Annotated in this window: 17 protein-coding genes; 3 read left to right on the forward strand and 14 right to left on the reverse strand. The window is 58.8% G+C overall.

Going from position 1 to position 17,489, the window contains the following annotated elements; all coding sequences use genetic code 11:
- Positions 1-215: 215 nt before the first annotated feature.
- The gene (locus BLR80_RS11865) at positions 216-440 is read right to left on the reverse strand and encodes a hypothetical protein (protein WP_092079857.1); all 225 of its coding nucleotides are present in this window, start codon (positions 438-440) and stop codon (positions 216-218) included.
- Between the two features lie 11 nt (positions 441-451).
- On the opposite strand from BLR80_RS11865, the gene BLR80_RS12800 reads away from it, so the two are divergent.
- Entirely contained in the window at positions 452-799 is a 348-nt protein-coding gene (locus BLR80_RS12800; protein ID WP_143012163.1) for a hypothetical protein, read from the forward strand.
- Between the two features lie 58 nt (positions 800-857).
- Here BLR80_RS12800 and BLR80_RS11870 read toward each other — a convergent pair whose 3' ends face one another.
- Together BLR80_RS11870 and greB are read right to left on the reverse strand one after the other, a co-directional pair.
- On the reverse strand, positions 858-1,751 hold the full coding sequence (locus BLR80_RS11870; protein ID WP_171906443.1) for a MerR family transcriptional regulator: 894 nt from the start codon (positions 1,749-1,751) through the stop codon (positions 858-860).
- A gap of 132 nt (positions 1,752-1,883) precedes the next feature.
- The gene (greB, locus tag BLR80_RS11875) at positions 1,884-2,477 is read right to left on the reverse strand and encodes a transcription elongation factor GreB (protein ID WP_092080519.1); all 594 of its coding nucleotides are present in this window, start codon (positions 2,475-2,477) and stop codon (positions 1,884-1,886) included.
- Positions 2,478-2,557: 80 nt separating this feature from the next.
- Between greB and BLR80_RS11880 the strand changes: the two genes are divergently transcribed.
- The gene (locus BLR80_RS11880; RefSeq protein WP_092080522.1) at positions 2,558-3,673 is read left to right on the forward strand and encodes an RtcB family protein; all 1,116 of its coding nucleotides are present in this window, start codon (positions 2,558-2,560) and stop codon (positions 3,671-3,673) included.
- Here the strand turns inward: BLR80_RS11880 and BLR80_RS11885 are convergent.
- From BLR80_RS11885 to BLR80_RS11935, 11 genes are all read right to left on the reverse strand, one after another.
- Positions 3,663-4,994 (reverse strand): SH3 domain-containing C40 family peptidase, encoded by a 1,332-nt coding sequence (locus tag BLR80_RS11885; protein WP_171906444.1) that lies wholly within the window; start codon positions 4,992-4,994, stop codon positions 3,663-3,665. The two genes, BLR80_RS11880 and BLR80_RS11885, sit on opposite strands and share 11 nt — an antisense overlap.
- 395 nt (positions 4,995-5,389) lie before the next feature.
- On the reverse strand, positions 5,390-6,235 hold the full coding sequence (locus BLR80_RS11890; RefSeq protein ID WP_092080528.1) for a UbiA family prenyltransferase: 846 nt from the start codon (positions 6,233-6,235) through the stop codon (positions 5,390-5,392).
- Positions 6,232-7,983, reverse strand: a complete 1,752-nt coding sequence (locus tag BLR80_RS11895) for a glycosyltransferase family 39 protein (protein ID WP_092080531.1) — start codon at positions 7,981-7,983, stop codon at positions 6,232-6,234. Before BLR80_RS11895 ends, BLR80_RS11890 begins: the two co-directional genes overlap by 4 nt.
- A complete protein-coding gene (locus tag BLR80_RS11900; RefSeq protein ID WP_092080534.1) occupies positions 7,967-8,836 on the reverse strand; it encodes an ABC transporter ATP-binding protein in 870 nt (289 codons plus the stop codon). Before BLR80_RS11900 ends, BLR80_RS11895 begins: the two co-directional genes overlap by 17 nt.
- Entirely contained in the window at positions 8,833-9,687 is an 855-nt protein-coding gene (locus BLR80_RS11905; protein WP_092080537.1) for a hypothetical protein, read from the reverse strand. Before BLR80_RS11905 ends, BLR80_RS11900 begins: the two co-directional genes overlap by 4 nt.
- Positions 9,687-10,199: a hypothetical protein gene (locus BLR80_RS12805; RefSeq protein ID WP_143012164.1), complete on the reverse strand. Its 513-nt coding sequence runs from the start codon at positions 10,197-10,199 to the stop codon at positions 9,687-9,689. Before BLR80_RS12805 ends, BLR80_RS11905 begins: the two co-directional genes overlap by 1 nt.
- A 353-nt stretch (positions 10,200-10,552) precedes the next feature.
- Positions 10,553-10,882: a hypothetical protein gene (locus BLR80_RS11915; protein ID WP_092080543.1), complete on the reverse strand. Its 330-nt coding sequence runs from the start codon at positions 10,880-10,882 to the stop codon at positions 10,553-10,555.
- 57 nt (positions 10,883-10,939) lie between these two features.
- Positions 10,940-11,152 (reverse strand): type IV pilin protein, encoded by a 213-nt coding sequence (locus BLR80_RS13355; protein ID WP_092080546.1) that lies wholly within the window; start codon positions 11,150-11,152, stop codon positions 10,940-10,942.
- Positions 11,153-11,805: 653 nt separating this feature from the next.
- Positions 11,806-13,347, reverse strand: a complete 1,542-nt coding sequence (locus BLR80_RS11925; protein WP_216095219.1) for an ATP-binding protein — start codon at positions 13,345-13,347, stop codon at positions 11,806-11,808.
- Positions 13,348-13,510: 163 nt separating this feature from the next.
- Positions 13,511-15,244: an ABC transporter ATP-binding protein gene (locus BLR80_RS11930; protein WP_092080548.1), complete on the reverse strand. Its 1,734-nt coding sequence runs from the start codon at positions 15,242-15,244 to the stop codon at positions 13,511-13,513.
- A 3-nt stretch (positions 15,245-15,247) separates the two neighbouring features.
- Complete coding sequence (locus tag BLR80_RS11935; RefSeq protein WP_092080551.1) at positions 15,248-16,243, reverse strand: sugar phosphate nucleotidyltransferase; 996 nt, start codon at positions 16,241-16,243, stop codon at positions 15,248-15,250.
- A gap of 116 nt (positions 16,244-16,359) precedes the next feature.
- Between BLR80_RS11935 and BLR80_RS11940 the strand changes: the two genes are divergently transcribed.
- Positions 16,360-17,454: a glycosyltransferase family 9 protein gene (locus tag BLR80_RS11940; protein WP_092080554.1), complete on the forward strand. Its 1,095-nt coding sequence runs from the start codon at positions 16,360-16,362 to the stop codon at positions 17,452-17,454.
- The last annotated feature ends 35 nt before the right edge of the window (positions 17,455-17,489 follow it).

Raw genomic sequence — 17,489 nt, forward strand, 5'->3', positions numbered from 1 at the left:
CAGACCACTGTGGTCCGCGCGCCCGGCCGTCGAGGCAGCAAGAGCAGAGGAAGCCGAAGCCAGCGGCAGCACAGCGGTAAGGATCAGGGCTTTAAGGGCAGAGGATTTCATGGGGTTTCTCCGGGGGCTAAAGGCTGCCGCCGGTTCGCCGGCGGCAGCGGTTGTGTTATGGGGTCGCTTCAAGGGTTGGAGTTGTTGCTGACGGTGCCGTGCGATCAGGCCTTGCCGCTGACTTCCTTCGGGCTGGCCACCGCCTTGACGATGCCGAACATCACCAGAACCGCCGGGACCAGCTGAGCCACAACGATCAGGCCACAGAAACCGAGGAACAACCAGACCAAAAGACCACTGTGGTCAGCGCGCTGCGTGGCAGCGAACACCGGCGAGGCAAGCAGCAACGAGGTCAACGAGAGCAGGGTGGTTTTAAAGGTGGTTTTCATGGCGTCCTCCTGTGGTGAAACGTTTATGGGGGTTGAATCCTGAGGATTCGGAAATCCTGCGTTGTTCTTGCCCAGATGCTATTGCGCAAGGCGTGCCAACCAGTGCCAACAAACGCAGGCGCCACGGAAGAATCAGCGCAACCAGCCGAAACCAAGAAGAAAATATCACAGGGGAAAAATATCCGGTGCGCGCCGGGGCAGCGTCTGCAGGCTGGCAGAGCAGCAAAAGCGGCCGCAAGCAGCGCAAACGTATGCTGGGGTTATACGACGAGAGGGGAATAAGGGGGTGGCAGTACGGCAAAAATCGCACACCAGAAGAGCTATCTATACAAAATTATTATGGTAACGCACCTGTATAGCAAAACGAGCAGCGATGGTACAGGACCAGCAGACGCTACGAGCAGCTCACGGCCGCTGTCAGGGGATCATAACGGGAGCCGTTTCCAGCCCCAGCCGACGATACAGGGGAGCGCACTGGCGCAGGTCGTGGCACAGCAGCACACCGGGCAGGCGCGCGACAGAGGCCAAGGCCTGCCCGCCGGCGATCAGTCGAACCCGCGTCGGCAACTGACGCCGCAGCAGTTGCAGATCGGCCAGCGCCTGACGAGCGCTGTAATGACTGCTGAACGACAGCGCCACGGCCGAAAGCTCCAGCGAAGCCACCAGGGGCGCAACCTCGCTCACCGGCAGCGGCTCCTGCAATAGCAGGCCGTTCAGCCCGCGGGACCGCAACAACGCCGCCGCCAGTAACAGTGCCAGCCGGTGACGCTCCCCGTTGAGGGTGGCGAACAGACAACGGGCGGGCGCCAGATCCGGCGCCGCTGAGGGCGTCTGGCCGGCCATCCAGTCCTGCAGCACCGCACTGAGGGTATCCGACAGCAGATGTTCCTGGGCAATGGTGAGACGGCCACTGCACCAGCCAGCATCCATCTGGGCCAACAGCGGCAGAGCGCTGCGCACAACAAACGCCTCAATGCCCAACTGATTCAGCTGCGCCCTCAACTGCGTCTGCAGCTGCGCCACGGGCAGGCTCAGCCAGTCCGCCGAGGCCTCCACCGCCGTATCCGGCTGCAGCTGGCGCAGCTGGTCGGCCCGCTCGCTGGCGTTCAGGGCAAAGATGCGCTGTGGCCGCCAGCCAGCCAACTGCAGTTGTCGAACCTGCCGCAACAGCTCGACCTGCGTGGCATCGTACTGGCGCCGCCCCCGCCCATCGCGCGTCGGGCAGGGCAGACCGTAGCGCCGTTCCCATACCCGCAGCGTATCCACACCAATACCAACCGCGTCACTGAGCTGCTGAATACCAAGCTGCACAGCGCACCTCCTGCTTTTCCGTCGAAAACCGTCAAAACCTGCCAGGCCGCCAACAATGCCCCGCTCTTACAAACAAACGGCGACCAGACCGCGGAACCGGCGGCGTTCAAAACTACGGCAAAGAAACGTTCATCACTCCGCCATCACCTCGGTGTCAGTGCCAGCGTCGGCAGCACCAACCTCATCCTCAGCCTCCGCGCCGGCCGGCGCCACGGGATGCGGCCGACTATCGATCGCGCCATATTCGAGCGCTATGATTTCCAGTTCCCGCTCACCACCTGGGGTACGCACCAGCACCAGATCACCTACCCGCTTGCCCAGCAGGGCACGGCCAAGGGGCGCCTGGTAGCTGATCAATCCGCGCGCCGGATCGGTTTCATCCACACCGACGATACAAAACTGCCGCTCTTCGCCATCCTCCTCCACCGTCACGGTGGCACCAAACAGCACACGTCCCTGAGCTCGCTGCGCCTGCTGCAGCGGATCGATCACCTGCGCCTGTTCCAGCCGTTTGGACAGAAAGCGGATGCGGCCGTCAAAGCGGCGCAGGGCGCGCTTGGCATACTGGTAGTCGGCATTTTCGCTGCGATCACCATTGCCGGCAGCCCATTGGGCCGTGCGCGCCATGGCCGGCCGCTGCGTATACAGCAAATCCTGCAATTCGGCCCGCAACGCCTCGGCACAGGCCGGCGTCATATACAGCGCCGTCGAAACCTGCTGCGTCATTGCTTTAACCTCCCCGTTGGTGTTCAATCGGCGGATCAACCGCCTGAATCCCCATCCCCCTCTCGCTGCAGGAGAACCGGATGCGCCCTCTTGCCACCCGCACGCCGTACCACATTTTTGCCAGCAACGTCGAGGAGGCAGCTTTGCGGCAGTTCGAAAGCGCCCTGCAGCAGCCCTTCACGCTGCGCGGTGCCCTGATGCCCGACGCCCACAGTGGTTATGCTCTACCCATTGGCGCCGTGGTCGCCACCGCCGGCGTGGTGGTGCCCGCCTGGGTCGGTTATGACATCGGCTGCGGCCTGTGCGCCCTGCCCACCAGTTTCAGCCGGACAGCGGTACAGCAGGTCGCCGGCGCTCTGTTCAAGGCCCTCTACCAGAGCATCCCGGTCGGTTTCGCCCACAACCGCGCTGACACGCCCTGGCCCGCCGCCGCCAGCCTGCCAGCCAGCCCTTTCCTGCGCCAGCTGTTCGGCCAGGGTGGTCTGCGCCAGCTGGGTTCACTCGGCAGCGGTAACCACTTCATCGAAATCGGTCATGACGAAAACGACCGGGTCTGGATCATCGTCCATTCCGGTTCGCGCGCCCTCGGTCACGCCGTCGCCAGCCATTACATGCGCCTGGCCAGCCCCGACGGCAAACCGCGCGAGGGGCATTTCGGCTTCAACGTCAGCCAGCGTAACGGCCGTAACTACCTGCAGGATCTGGCCTTTTGCCTGGCGTTCGCGCTGGAAAACCGCCGTGAGCTGGCTCGCCGGGTCGAAACGGTCATCAGCCGTCACTGTCATGGCGCCGGCGACTGGTCGCGCCTGATCAATCGCAACCACAACCATGCCGAATACGCCCACAACCTGTGGATTCATCGCAAAGGCGCCACCCAGGCCGAGGCCGGCATGGCCGGGGTGATTCCCGGCAACATGCGCGACGGCAGCTTCATCGTGCGCGGCAAGGGTCATCCGGCCGCCCTCTGGTCCAGCGCCCACGGCGCCGGCCGCGCCCTCGGCCGGCAGCAGGCCCGCCGCACCCTGTCACTGGCGGATTTCACCACCAGCATGCAGGGCGTGGTCGCCCGGATAGAAGCCGCCACCCTCGACGAGGCCCCCGCCGCCTACAAGGACATTCACCAGGTTATGGCGCAGCAGCACGACCTGGTGGAAATCGTCGCCTGGGTGCGGCCCATTCTCAATATCAAGGGCTAGGCGGCACCAGCAACAGCGTCAGGCGCTCGACCCGCTGGCGCAGATCACCGATGCGCAACAACAGGCCATCCTGTTCCAGCCCCGGCTGCAAGCTGCTGATGAGGGAACGACCGACCCGCCAACGCCCTTCCCGGCCCCACAGATCGCGGGTACGCAGCCCCCACAGATTGTGCAGCAGCGCCGCGCGGCCCTGGTGCGCTCCCAGATACAGCAGAATGTGCCCCGGCAGATGAACCAGGGTAACAAAGGGCTGGCCGTGCTGCAGTAAGGCCTGTTCGCGCTGCGCCGGGTCAAGATGCTTCAGCTCCACAACCTGGCCGGCGCGGGCCTGGGCCGCTGAATTGCGCGGCAACCACAAACCGAAGGGCACGAACAGATCGCGCACCAGGGCGCTGCAATCGCGGTTGCCATACAGCTCGCCCCAGCCGTAGGGCTGGCCCATCAGGCTATCGGCCAGCGCCGCCAGCCGCGCCGCGGTCAGCGGCAGGGGAAAATCCTGTGCCGCTGCCGGTCGCCGCACCGGCACCAGCCGTGCCCAGCCCAGGGCATCCGCCAACGGCAGCAACAACATCTCCGGCTCTGGCGCCAGCGGCAGCAACGTTGCCAGCCCCACCTGGCCGCGATAACGCCCCTGCCCGTCATGCAGGCTCTGTTCATCGCGCAGAATCACCGCCAACGGCGCCGCCACCAGCCACGCCATCAGCTCTTCATCCACCCAGGCCACCTGCTGCGCCGGCACCCAGCCCTGCAACAGCGCCGTCTCCACCAGCAGCCAGCTGCCATCGGGCGACTGATGCGTCACCCGCAGCGGCGTGGCCGGCGGCAGCACGCCATGCTGCAGCAGATCAAAGGGGAAACCGCTGCCAGCCTGGGCCGGATCGCCCAACAGCGGCCGCGCCGTCGGCAGGGCACGCACCTCGCAGCGCGCCACACTGATGGCCGGCCGCCACAAACTCGGATAATCCGCCACCGCCGTCCGTGCCACCAACTGGGCACAGCGCTCGGCCGCCAACGGTCGCAGATTCTCGCCATAGGCCGTTCCCCGCTGCAGCCAGTCCAGCGCCCAGAACAGACCCTCATCCTGCAGGCCGGGTTGTTCTCCGGCCTGCCATTGCCAGGCGGCAAAATAACGGGCGCGGAACTGCGCCAGGCGTTCCTGCTGCTGATCCGGCGTCAGCAACGGCTGATCCGCCGTCGCCGCTGGCAGATAAGCTGACGGCCGCTGCGGCAATTCCCGCACATCGCGCGGCTCCAGACCAGCCAGTCGCGCTTGGCAACCAGCCAGCAACAGGACCAGAAGCAGAGCCAACAACGGCGGCACAGAGTCCCAAAAAACCTGGAGACGAAGCCCCTCTCTTGGCTTAGGTGAAATTCCCAACGGTGGCATCACCGCGTTCACCCTTTCCCCGCCGCAAGCAAACAGAGAGCGCCCGGCACAGTCAAAATTTCTGGCGAAGGTTTGAAACCGATGGGCAGTTTTTTCAGGGCAGGCATGGCGGGTTCTCTCCGTTGAATCTGAGACAGGACGCCATGATAGCAGATGCGGCTACGGCTTGCAGCCGCGACAGGAGATTGCCGGGAGCAGGAAGGCAATAGCGTTTCGCGATTATTCCCACAGAGAAACCGCTCATCTGAAAACCCAGCAGGATTGCGGCAGCGGCCCGTAGTCGCGACCGTCAGCCCGGAGAAGCAACTCCGTGATTGATGGGGCAGCGCCTAACCGTAAGCCGCCAGCCCCACCAGCATCGCCCAGCTGAGCGCAATCACAAAAAGGATCGGGTCACGCAGCAGCGCGGCCGTCGGGTCACCATCACCCCCCTGCCGCACCCGGCTGACATAGCGCCACAACCCGACAACGCACAGAGGCAACGTCAGCCAGCGCGCCATTGCCGGATGCACCACCACATAACCAGCATAGGTGAGCAACGCAGCCAGCGCGCTGGCATAAACCATCAGGAACAGAAAACGCGGGCGGTAGACTCCCAGAACCTTTCGATGCCGCTGCGCTCCGGCACCCAGCAGATGCGCCTCGGACAGCCGCTTACCCGCGCTCAGAAACAGCGCAAGCCACAGCACCGAGGCAAACAGCCAGGGCGAAACCCGCACATCAAAGGCGGCTCCGCCAGCCTGCAACCGGACCAGAAAAAGAGCGGCGATCCCCAGCAGATCGCAAAGAGGATAACGCTTGAGCGCCAGACTGTAGAGCAGGGACAGCAGCAAATAGCCGGCGGCGTAGGGCCACAGCGCCGGCAACCCTTTAAAACACAAAAAAAACGCGAGCAGCAACAATACCAACAGCAACAGCAGCGCCTGCTTCGGCGCTACCACACCACTGGGCAACGGCCGCCGACACTTGCGCGGATGCAGGCGGTCGGCCTCTACATCGATCAGATCGTTCAGCACATAGGCGGCGCTGGAAATCAGCGCGAACAGCACAAAAGGCAGCAGCCAGCGTGCTGGGGAAAACGTGCCCGGCGCAATCCCCGCCAGAAGTGGCGGGAAATACAGCATCAGGTTTTTCAGCCACTGATGCGGCCGCAGCAGGACGAACAAAGGTTTCATTGGGCTTCTGCGCGCAGCTTTTCAGCCATTTTTCCCGCAGCCGATTTATAATGCGCCGATTCAGGTGCCTTTTGATAGGCTTGCTCAAAAAAACTCTGTGCTTTTTTCACATCGCCCATCCTAAGAGCGATTTGACCACTGCGATAGAAAGGGTGCGCATCTTTCGTTTTTTTAAACAAATGTGCATATGTTTCCAGCAGGTTCTCGTAAATCTGTTTTTTCTCGGCAGAGCTCTCTGTTTCTCGTAAACGCCGAGCATCAATAAGAACCAAAAGTCGCAGCGTCCGTTCATTCATTTCCTGCGGAGCCGGATAACGCTGCAACAGGATTTCACGCGCCTTTAGAAGATCACCCTGATCGACATAGTATCTAACCTCATTAATAAATGAGTGGCTAGAACCTTTATTTTTTTGCCCAAGCTGAAACTGCTCAAGAGCCTGTTCCTTCTTTTTACTGGCCAGAAGGGCTAAACCATATTCATTCTTCAACTTATTAAAGTTAGGAGATTTTCTGATAGCATCCGCATAGAAGGCCTCTTTGTCCTGCCATAGAATACTTCGTTCAGTCGTTGAAAAAGCACCTGCGATCGCCCAGCACAAAAGCAGCACCAAGCCATAAAAACTGTACTTTTGATGCAGCCACAAGGGTTTCAAGCCAGAAACAATTCCCACAGACATAAACGCCGCCGGCAGGTAAACGTATCGTTCCGCCAAAGGCGTCCAAGCGATACCGGTTATAGCAATAAGAATTGCCGGCGTAATCAGATAAAGCGAAATCAGAAAAAAACTCCACCGCAAACCGGGCTTTTTAACCAAGTAAACAGTCACCCCAAAAATTACCAAACCCAATAAAACATAGAGATCATTGGCTTCAACTATGGCGAAATTCAACGGCTGAGGAATAAAAATCTTCTTTACATAAAACCCGAAAACCTTAAACACAACACGAACCAGGTCAAGCCCCTCATAGGGAATCCGTTCAATCAGAGAAGAAATGCCCCGAGAACCCTGTGCATGCCGGAACGCGCGCAATAAAAAATAGCCCGCCCCCCCAAAAAAAACAGGCAGCGTGTAAAAACACGCCGGCCCCCAAGGCAAACGCAATGCCGCAGACCCTGTTGTGCTGCGTTCTGCCTTATTCCAAACAAAAATCAAATAGGCCGCAGCCGGCAAAAAAAAGACAACGATCTCTTTCGAACAGATACCACACACAAAAAAGCCGAACGAGAGCGTTAAAAACCACCAGGAATCGCTCTTCAACGCCTTGAATAGAAACAAAACCGCCAGTAAAACAAAAAAACTTGCCAACAAATCGGATCGACCCGACATCCAGTTGACCGATTCGGTTGCAATGGGGTGAATTGCAAAAATGAAGGCTGATACAAAAGGAAGGAAGCGTGTTGAATTGTCTGATTTAAAAACATTCTCAGATATGAAGAAAATCAGGATAGCGTTGGCCGAATGCAACAAAACATTTTCCAACAGCATAAATGATGGCGTGAAGTCCCACAGCCACTTATCAACCCAGTAAGTCAAAATAATCAGAGGGCGATAGTAAAAACTGCTGCGCGGAGCAAAAAGATGCCACCAATCAAACGTAGCGTCCTGCATTCGGCGCACAACATCAACATCATCTATTGTCAATGTTGTATTAAAAATTGCCGGATAATAAAGGCCCAGGCAAACAAAAAATATGAAAATAATCTGAAAATTTCTGCGTAGCGGCATAGAGCTAGCGGTCGATGACATCTAGAAAAAAATCCTCCAAACTGCGTCGGCTCGGCACAATGCTGCGCAACTGATAGCCCGCTGCCAGCAAAGACTCAATTCGTAACGACAACCCGACCCCAGAGCACTGTTCGACCCTTTCACAACCATCAGCCGCGAGAGTTTCAACAAGATATTCCGCAGAGTTCTCGTTTCTGATATCCGCTACACGGGCAAGGGCACGCAATTCCCCTTTATCAAGAATGGCAAAACGATCGCAGATCATCTCCACATCGCTTGTAATATGGGTACTGAAAAAAACCGTCTTGCCCCGCTTTTTCAGATCCAGAATAATCTGCTTTACCAGCGCCCGACCTACCGGATCAAGGCCACTCATCGGCTCATCCAGAATGTAAAGCTCCGGGTCATGCAGCAATGCCTGCGCCAGTCCCAGACGCTGCACCATGCCCTTGCTGAAACCGCGAATCGGTCGATCCGCCGCAGCCTGCAGATTCAGCTGTTCCAGCACCAGATTTGACGCCTGCGCTAATTGACCATTCGACAGGGAAAATATCCGGCCAACCAGCCTGAGATATTCCCGCGGTGTCAGAAAATCATAAAAAGCCGGGTTCTCCGGAAGATAGCCCAGCCTGGCCCGCGCAAGAGGATTAGTCACCTCCAGACCAAACACCTGCGCCCGACCGCCGGACGGTCGGATCTGACCCGTCAGAAGTTTGATCGTAGTACTTTTGCCGGCACCATTGGGACCAAGAAAACCAAAGACCTCCCCCGGCTCAACCTCCAGAGTCAAACCCTTTAACGCCTGAACAGGGCGAAAGCGCTTATCACGAAAAATCTTCACCACCTGCTGCAACAAAATGACCGGCGTTTTCACTTTTGCTGCTCCCGGGAAAAAGCCAAGCGGCTGGTTGTCTGAACCCTGCCGGTGGCGTCCAGAAAAAAACGACCGCCATAAGGGTCTGCCGGGACCTCTGCCAGAAGCCCGGCATCAACCAGCCGTTCAAGCGTCTTAGGATCATGACCGAACAAGCCCCTGTAGTGTTCAACCGCCTGTTCAATCCGTACCATAGCCTGCAGCGCCTGACGCCGGACCATTAACGCCGAATCCAGATACCTGGCACGGTCACGCCCGATCATGTCATCAAGAAAGGCCAGTGCCAGAGCCGCCTTGCCCGACTGTTGCAGATAACGCGCCGCCAGGTTGGCCAGCAAGGGATGACCGGAAAGGTCAGCGGCCCTCTCCATATAGGTTGCTGCAGCGGCAGGTTCCTGCAGAAAATAACCCGCATTGAACCCCGCATAGTAGGGCAACAGCCAGTCCCAATAACGAAAATTCATGGCATACGCCAACAGGCGATTCACATCCTCAGCGCGATTCACTTCCCAGGTAAAGGCCGCCTGCAGAAAGTAGAGCGTATCCATATTGTAAGGATCAAGATGCACCGATGATTCCAGAAAACCGAACAGGTTCTCCATTTCTGGCGTCTGGCGATTCCCGGCACGCCATTGCCTGATCATGTCGCCATAGTAAATCAGGGCCCGAAGACTGTAGAACGCAGCAACCGTCAATCGCTGGTCAGCGGCAAATAAACGCACCACGGAAGCCTGTGGCACATAGCCCAGTTTCACAAGAGACGGACGCTGCTGCAACTGACGCCCGAATGGAACCATAAAAACCATGTACAGCAGCACCAGTGTGAAAAAGACATAGGCCACCCGAGGCATTACTTCAGTTCCCTTCGCTCCAGACACCAGACCGCCAAGGCCAGAACCACAGCGGTGTATAGCGTAAAGTAACCCAGCCCCCAAGCCATATCCACTGCCTTAATCTCCAGGCCATATACAGCCTGGGTGGTAAAATCCAGCGCTGAAAAATTGGGCAGCAAAACATACAACGTCTGCACCAGCAGCTTTGCCAGCGGTGAAACATTTTCCGCCGGCAACCCGGCAAGATAGTCCATCACGTTCTGAGAGGCAGAGCCGGCCAGAAAAACCGCCAGAGAGCCGAACAGCGGCAAGAAAAACGACGTGCTGACACAGGAAAGCATCAAGGCCATCAATGCCAATAAAACATAGCGCAAAAGGGCAAAAAAAACCGCGCACCAATAGGCTGCCCAGCTAAAGACATGCGCGGTGGAATACTGATCGCCCATGACCGCTATCAGCGCCGCTCCAACGGCCCCCAGAAACAACGCCGTCAGCGACAGACACAAAACCAGCGACAGCGCACGAGCCAACAGATAGGTTGAACGCCTGAGCGGCAATCCCAGTAGCGCAAACAGCCAGCGCCGCTCGATATCGCGCCAGACACCGCCCCCGCCCAGAATCAGCGCCAGCAAAAGCAGCGTAAGAGACAGCCAGCCCAGCGTTGTCGTCACCAGCAACTGCTGCACCTGCCGCAGAGAGAAGACACTGATAAATGGCGCCAACAACAAAAAGAAAAGCCCTGCCAGGAAAATAACCCGCAGGACTTTATCACGAATCAAACCCACATTAAAAAGCCAGGACAAACGAATAAAATTGATCATATCTTCTTAAAAAAGCCCTCTATTCCTAAAAATAAAATAGAGGGCTCATAGAAAAATAAAAACTAAAGGGTCTTATCAAAGTCATCCGTGGTGCCGATAGAAGTTCCAACGTCTGGCGCATCTGGCATCGTGATTTTAGTTTCCTCACCGTAATAAATACTTGCATCTTCCGACGAAGACATAAAGGTTCTGGTCCCTTTATCATGGTAAGCAGCAATTACAAAGGTATCGCCGTCTCCGTTTTCTGCATAATCAAGCTTAACCTGATTCGACAGCTTAACTTTAAGAGAATTATCACCCTCTCCCAAAGTTGCCGTTGCGTCTTCTGAGTAAGCAGCAAACGCCGTACCAGCAAAGGCTAAAATAAGCAAAAGAAACAATGCCTTTTTCATATTATTTTCCTTTCTTAAATTATTCGGGCAAATGCGTCTGACCAGCCAGAAAACCAATCAATACGGATAATTGTTGTTATCGGTATAGTAAGCTTCCAGGTTGGTTTTGGTGCTGCGAATGTCGCTGATGGCGGCGCTGTTAAACGCTTTCTGGCGATAGGCCGCAAACTGCGGAATGGCGATGGCGGCCAGGATGCCGATAATGGCCACGACAATCAGCAGTTCGATCAGGGTAAAACCCTTCTCGTTTTTTCTGAACTTACTCAACATAGGATTCTCCTTTCCCTTGGTGGGGTTGAAGCGGTGAGGGCCGAACAGCTCGGCCGATTGTGAAAATGAATACTCGCTTGGCGAAGCGCTTGCCAGTGTAGCGAAGTCTGGCCGGAATGCAAGCCCGCGATTGCGAAGCCTGACCGCCAGCAGCGACAATGGTGCAAACTGTTACAGCAAGAACCATACGCAAAAGCCACAACAGACCACAACTTTATGGCCAGGCCGCGCCACTACCGCCCAGCGGCAGCGGCCAGCACATTTCATTCATTTTTCCAACTATAGAGAAACTGCCCAACAGGTGACGGCCCACGCCATACGGCCTGACAAAAAATGTCACCAAGAAGGGGCGTGACCGGCACGCCGTGACCACCGCCGCTGCAACACCGGGGAGCAGCCCTTGTCGCGCCAGGGCCGCGTCGGCGAAGCCGGGTAAGCGGCTGGGGGTTTGCTGCCACGGCAGTGCATCCGCTGCGCGATGCAAGGAAGGATCGCGGTTAAAAACCGCTCCCACTGCCTACTCCTCAGCCGATTGCTTCCCTTGTGGGAGCGGCTTGCAGCCGCGATTTCTGTTGCAAGGAATATCGCGACTATAAGCCGCTCCTACAATCTCATCCTCGGCCAATTGCTTCGCCCGATGGGATGAGCGGCAATCAGCTCACCTGCTCCCAATCAAACGCAGTCAGGTTGCGTTCAGCGCTGTCGAAGTCGATGCCGATCAGGTAAATGGGCTTGCCCTGGCCCTGATATTTCTGCTGGTAGTTGCGCTGTCTGATCTGCTCCAGGGCCTTGCCGCCGCCATCGACCTTGAATTCGATGAGATAGATGGCGGTGTCGAGCCGCAGGCTCAGGTCGATGCGGCCCTTGCTGGTGACATCCTCGGCGGTGAGATCGAGCCCCAGGCTGGCCAGATAAGCGTAGATGACGCTGGCGTAGTAGCCTTCATAGCTGCTGATGGTGTTGTTGACGTAGTTGTTGTATGGGATCGAGGCGAACAGGCCGCGCAGGGTCTGGTCGAACTGGGCCAGATCCTGCTGCCTGAGGCTGGCCAGCAGCTCTTTTTTGACCGGCAGGACGTCACTGCTGTCGGTGAGATAGCGGATGATCTGGTCGTTGAACGAGATGCTGACCTCGCGGTTGGGCAAGCCCAGGCGATATTCGCTGCCGAAATCGGTCTGGCGGCTGTCCTTGATGGTCAGATAGCCGGTCTGGAACAGCAGGGGTTCGAGCCGGATGTTGTCGATATCGAAACTGTCGATCAGTTCCCTGCTGACGTGCAGATTGTTCAGCTTGGGAACATAGTAGTTGCTCTGGCGGATCAGCTTGATCAGGAAGCTGGGCGTGCCGGTGGCGAACCAGTAGTTCTCGAAGCGCTGGTCATTTTTGATGAACAGCAGAATGTCGAAGGGGTTGTAAACCCGTTCACCAAGGAAGTTGTAGCCGTTGTACCACTGGCGCACCTGAGCCATGTCGGCGCCCTGCAGGTGGGCGGCGAAGGTGGTTTCGAGGTCGTGCTGGGTGTAGCCGCACAGGGTGGCGTAGGTCGGATTGAGGCTGATGTCTTCCAGATTGTTCAGGCCGCTGAATACCGACACCTTGCTGAATTTGCTGACGCCGGTGAGAAAGGCGAATTTGACGTGTTCGTCGCTGTCCTTGATGGTGGTGTACAGATCGCGCAGCACCTCGCGGCCCTGGCTGGCAACACCGGGCTGATCAAGGTTGTCGACAATAAGCTTGTCGTATTCGTCGACTAAAATGACGACCTTCTGGCCGTATTTGCGGGCCGCATGGCGAATCAGATATTTGAAACAGCTGCCGGCGTCATCCTCTGGCGGGCATGAAATGCCGAGGCGTTCCTGATTCTCGCGCAGGATGGCGGCGACATCCTGCTTCATGTCGGCCAGGTCACGCGCCACGCCGCCGAAGCTGATCTTGATGACGGGATAAACGCTATCCCAGTCCCACGCGGGTTCGATGGCCAGACCGCTGAACAGTTCCTTGCGGCCTTCGAACAGCGCCTGCAGGGTGGATACCAGCAGGCTTTTGCCGAAGCGGCGCGGTCGGGCGAGAAAGTAGTATTTGCCTTGCTCGACCAGTTGGCGCACCTGGGGGGTTTTATCAACGTAGAGGTAACCTTCCTGGCGGATCTCGCTGAAGGTCTGGATGCCGATGGGCAATTTTTTCAGGGCGGTCATGGAGAGTTCTCCTTGGGGCGGGTTCTCCTTTATGCTGCCAGGGTGCGCCGCCATGATAGCAGATGTCTGGGCAGATTTCCGCGCCAGAGCTGCAGCCCCGACGCGGAACGAGGCACCTCCAGTGCGCACTGAAAACGTAGCACTTCATGTGGCTGTACCAATTTTACCCCAAACGCAGAATCCGATCACAGTCGGCTAGGGTGGATGGCCGATGCGATACCACAATCAGGGTCAACCGGCCTTTGAGCTGCAGCAGAAGCTGGCGGATCTGGGCATCTTTTTCCTCGTCGAGGGCACTGGTGGCCTCATCGAAAATAACCACCTGCGGCTGCCGATACAACGCACGGGCAATGGCGACACGCTGGCGCTGTCCGCCGGACAGGCGCACGCCGCGCTCGCCAATGGCCGTATCGATTCCCTGGGGCAGCTGCGCCAGAAAATCGACGCCAGCCTGGGTACAGACCTGCAGCACCGCAGCGCGGTCAATCCTTTCCTCCGCCACGCCGAAGGCGACGTTCTGCGCCAGCGTGCCATCAAAAATATAGGGGAACTGGGGCACATAACCGATGCGGCAGCGCCAGGCCGGCAGGTCGACCGGCTGCAGAACACGGCCATCAAGCCGCACCGTGCCCGCACCAGGCCATAACAGACCGCAGATCACATCGATCAGTGTGCTCTTGCCACAGCCGGACGGCCCCATGACGCCAAGGGATTCACCGCGCCGAAGACGCAGGTTGAAATCGTGCAGCACCGGGGCGCTGGCCGCGCCATAGGCAAAGCTGACGCCTTCCAGCGCCAGTTCGCGCTCGAAGGTGAGGGGCACTGGCGCTTCCGCCGTCTGCGGCGCGGTGGTTTCCAGCGGCGCCTGCAACACTTCAAGCAGTGTCAGCACATAGGGACGGGAGCCACGCACCCCGGCCAGGGACGACAGTACCCGATTGAAGGCCGGCAGACTGCGCCAGGCGGTCACCGCCAGCAACGCCGTGGTGCCGGTGGTCTGCAGCGGTGAATAATGCAGGCCGAACAGCATCAGCACAATGGCCCCGGCCACCAGTACAAACCCCAGACTTTCCAGTGCCAGCAGGGGAGATTCCTTCCAGAACTGCTGCCGGCCGAAGGCTGCGGCAAAACGGCGCGCTGGCGCGGCAAAGGCGGCGACAAAATGCGCCGCCGAGCCGGTCATCTGAACATCCTTCACGCCATGGATGGCCTGACTGGCCTGCCGGCTCATCACCAGTTCCGCCTGACGGCAGGCCGTGGCGCTGCGATCAAGTCCCCGCCGCAAGCTGCGATAAACCAGCACGCCCACCGCCGCCTGCACGGCAAAAAACAGCAGCGACACCAGCGGCTGCACCAGCAGCAGGCCTGCGAGCAGGGCCGTCAGCATGGCCAGTTCGCACAGTATGTTCAGGTGCGGCGTGACAAAATTGCGCCCCAGATGATGACGCCAGTTCACCTGCTGCACCAGATCGGCGCTGTTCTGCCGCACCTGCCAGAGGTAATCGCGCGCCAGCAGCCGCGCCAGCAGTTGCTGGCCGAACAGGGCCTCCAGACTGGCGCTGTAACGCGCCATGCGATAGGTCACCAGCCCGCGCAGCAAATTTTTCAGCGGCACGGCCAGCATCACCAGCAAGCTGAGACTGCCGATAAGTGCCCGCGGCGTGGCCAGCGCAGGCTCCAGCCAAGAAAAAGTACGCAGGGACTGCAGCGCCGCCAGTCGCAAGGTAGATAAGGGATCGGACACCGCAGCGGCATAAAAGGCGATAAGCCCAACGGTGGCGGTTTCCACCAGGGCCAGAACCAGCATGGCCGCCAGTAGCCACCAGAAACGGCGTTGCAACAGCGGCGGACACCGCCGGTAGACCTGCAGGCACAGAGCGTTGGCAACCTGACGCATCCGCTACTCCTGCATGATCACCAGCGAATGATCGCCGATGTTCATCTTGCGGGCGGCTCCCACCAGCTGCACTTCCTCGCCCAGCAGACTGTCAGCCAGCACCTGATTGAACAGCCGGACATCGCGGTTGAGAATACAGTCGCGCAGAATGCTGCGTTCAACCACCGCACCCGCCGCCACTGAAACATTCGGCCCGATAATGCTGTCGCGCAGCACCGCGCCGGCCGCCACATGCACCGGAGGCAGCAGCAGGCAGTTGTGCGCCACGCCGGCCATGGCCTGGTTGCACTGCAACAGCCGGGCATTGGTCTGCAGCAAAGCCTGCGGTGTGCCACAATCGAGCCAAGCATCAATAAGGGGCGCCCGAAAACGGGCACCCTGCCGGATCAGACGCATGAACACCGGCGGCAGATAGAATTCGCCTTTAACCCGCTCATCGGCAGCGATGCTTTCGGCCAGAGCGGCCATGAAACGCGCCCCGTCCTTCAGGTAAAACAGCCCCACCTGCGCCAATCGCGATACCGGCGTATCGGGCTTTTCCACCATATCGACGATGTAGCCATCGCGCAGCACGTTGACGCCAAAGCGTTGATAATCCTCCACTTCCAGCGAATAGATCAGCCCATCGGCATCGGCGCACAGCTGCGAGATAGCCCGCAGATCGGTTTCAAAAATGGTGTCGTTAAATACAATCAGCAGATCATCGCCCGCAGCTATCTGTGCCGCCGCCAGCCCAATTGCATGGGCCGGCCCGCAGCGCTGTTGCTGTACAATGAAACGGCAGGGCAGCTGCGGTAGCTGCCGGGCGACAAACTGCTGAATCTGCTCGCCCTGATCATCTACGATAAACAGATATTCGCTGACAGCCAGCGGCTGCAGCCGCTCCAGAATATGCTCCAGCACCGTTTTACCGGCCACCTGCACCAGAGACTTGGCCTTGCTGTGGGTGTGCGGCCGCAGGCGGGTGCCCTTGCCGGCGACGGGCAGAATTACCTTCATGTTGCTCTCCAGGGTTTGCTAGACTTGATGGCGGCGCCAAAACGCGCCTATAGCCCCGCGTTGGCACCTTGCAACGATCTGCGAGGAACAGAGCAAGGTTAAATGGACGAAAACGGATGAATCACACCGAGCTGTTGAAAACCCTGGATAACCGGGTCGGTCCGCACCTGGCCGGCCTGCTGAGCAGGCTTCTGCTGCGCCAGGACGCCAAAGCGCCGGGAATCTCGCCACAACGCCTTCTGCTGATTCGCCCCGGCGGTATTGGCGACGCCGCCCTGCTGGCTCCCAGCTTGCTGTCGCTGCGGCAGCATTGGCCCGACGCCCGCCTTGATATCCTGGCCGAACGGCGCAACGCGGCGGTATTTGATCTGTGCCCCAGCGTTGCGCAGTGCTACTGCTACGACCGGCCCGCCGACTGGCTCCGCTTCACACGCCAGCGCTACGACCTGATCATCGACAGCGAACAGTCACACTATCTTTCCGCCCTGGTCGCGCGCCTGCTGCCCGCCGCCTGCCGCTGCGGCTTCGCCAGCAACAGCCGGGCCAAATTATTTGCCGTACCCGTGCCATACCATCAGGCCGATTACGAAATCGACAGCTTCTATCACCTGCTCGATGCCCTGGCCATCCCGCGCCCAGCCCAGCCAGTAATACCATTCCTGCAGATCCCCGCCACAGCAGCGGCGCAGGCGCGACCGTTTCTGCCGCCAGAGGCTGCGCGTCCGCTGGTTGCCCTGTTCCCCGGCGCCAGTATTTTCGAAAAACGCTGGCCCGCAAAGCATTTCCGCCAACTGGTGCAACAAGGCAGCGCACAGGGTTGGCACTTTGCCGTTGTCGGCGGCCCGCAGGACGGCCCCGCTGCCAACGCCATTGCCGTAAACAACAGGGTTGTCAATCTGGCCGGTCGTCTGCCTCTGGCCGCCACCGCCGCCGTGCTGCAACGGTGCGACGCACTGGTTACCGGCGATTCCGGCCTGCTGCACCTGGCCGTTGGCCTGGGCACTCCGACCGTATCGCTATTCGGCACATCAAGCACAAAAAAATGGGCTCCGCACAATTTCCCACATCGCGTTATCGATCACTGCCTACCCTGTTCACCCTGCTCAATTTTTGGCTCTGTTCCGCCCTGCCCGCATCAAGCCCGCTGCATTCAGGGAATCACGGCCGAGGAGGTTTTTCAGGCACTAACCGATCTGCTGGCCGAAAAATAAACCGCCGGCTCCTCCGGCCACCTTATCCCAAATCT

It is taken from the genome of Desulfuromonas thiophila (assembly GCF_900101955.1).
In the GTDB taxonomy this organism is placed as follows: domain Bacteria; phylum Desulfobacterota; class Desulfuromonadia; order Desulfuromonadales; family Desulfuromonadaceae; genus Pseudodesulfuromonas; species Pseudodesulfuromonas thiophila.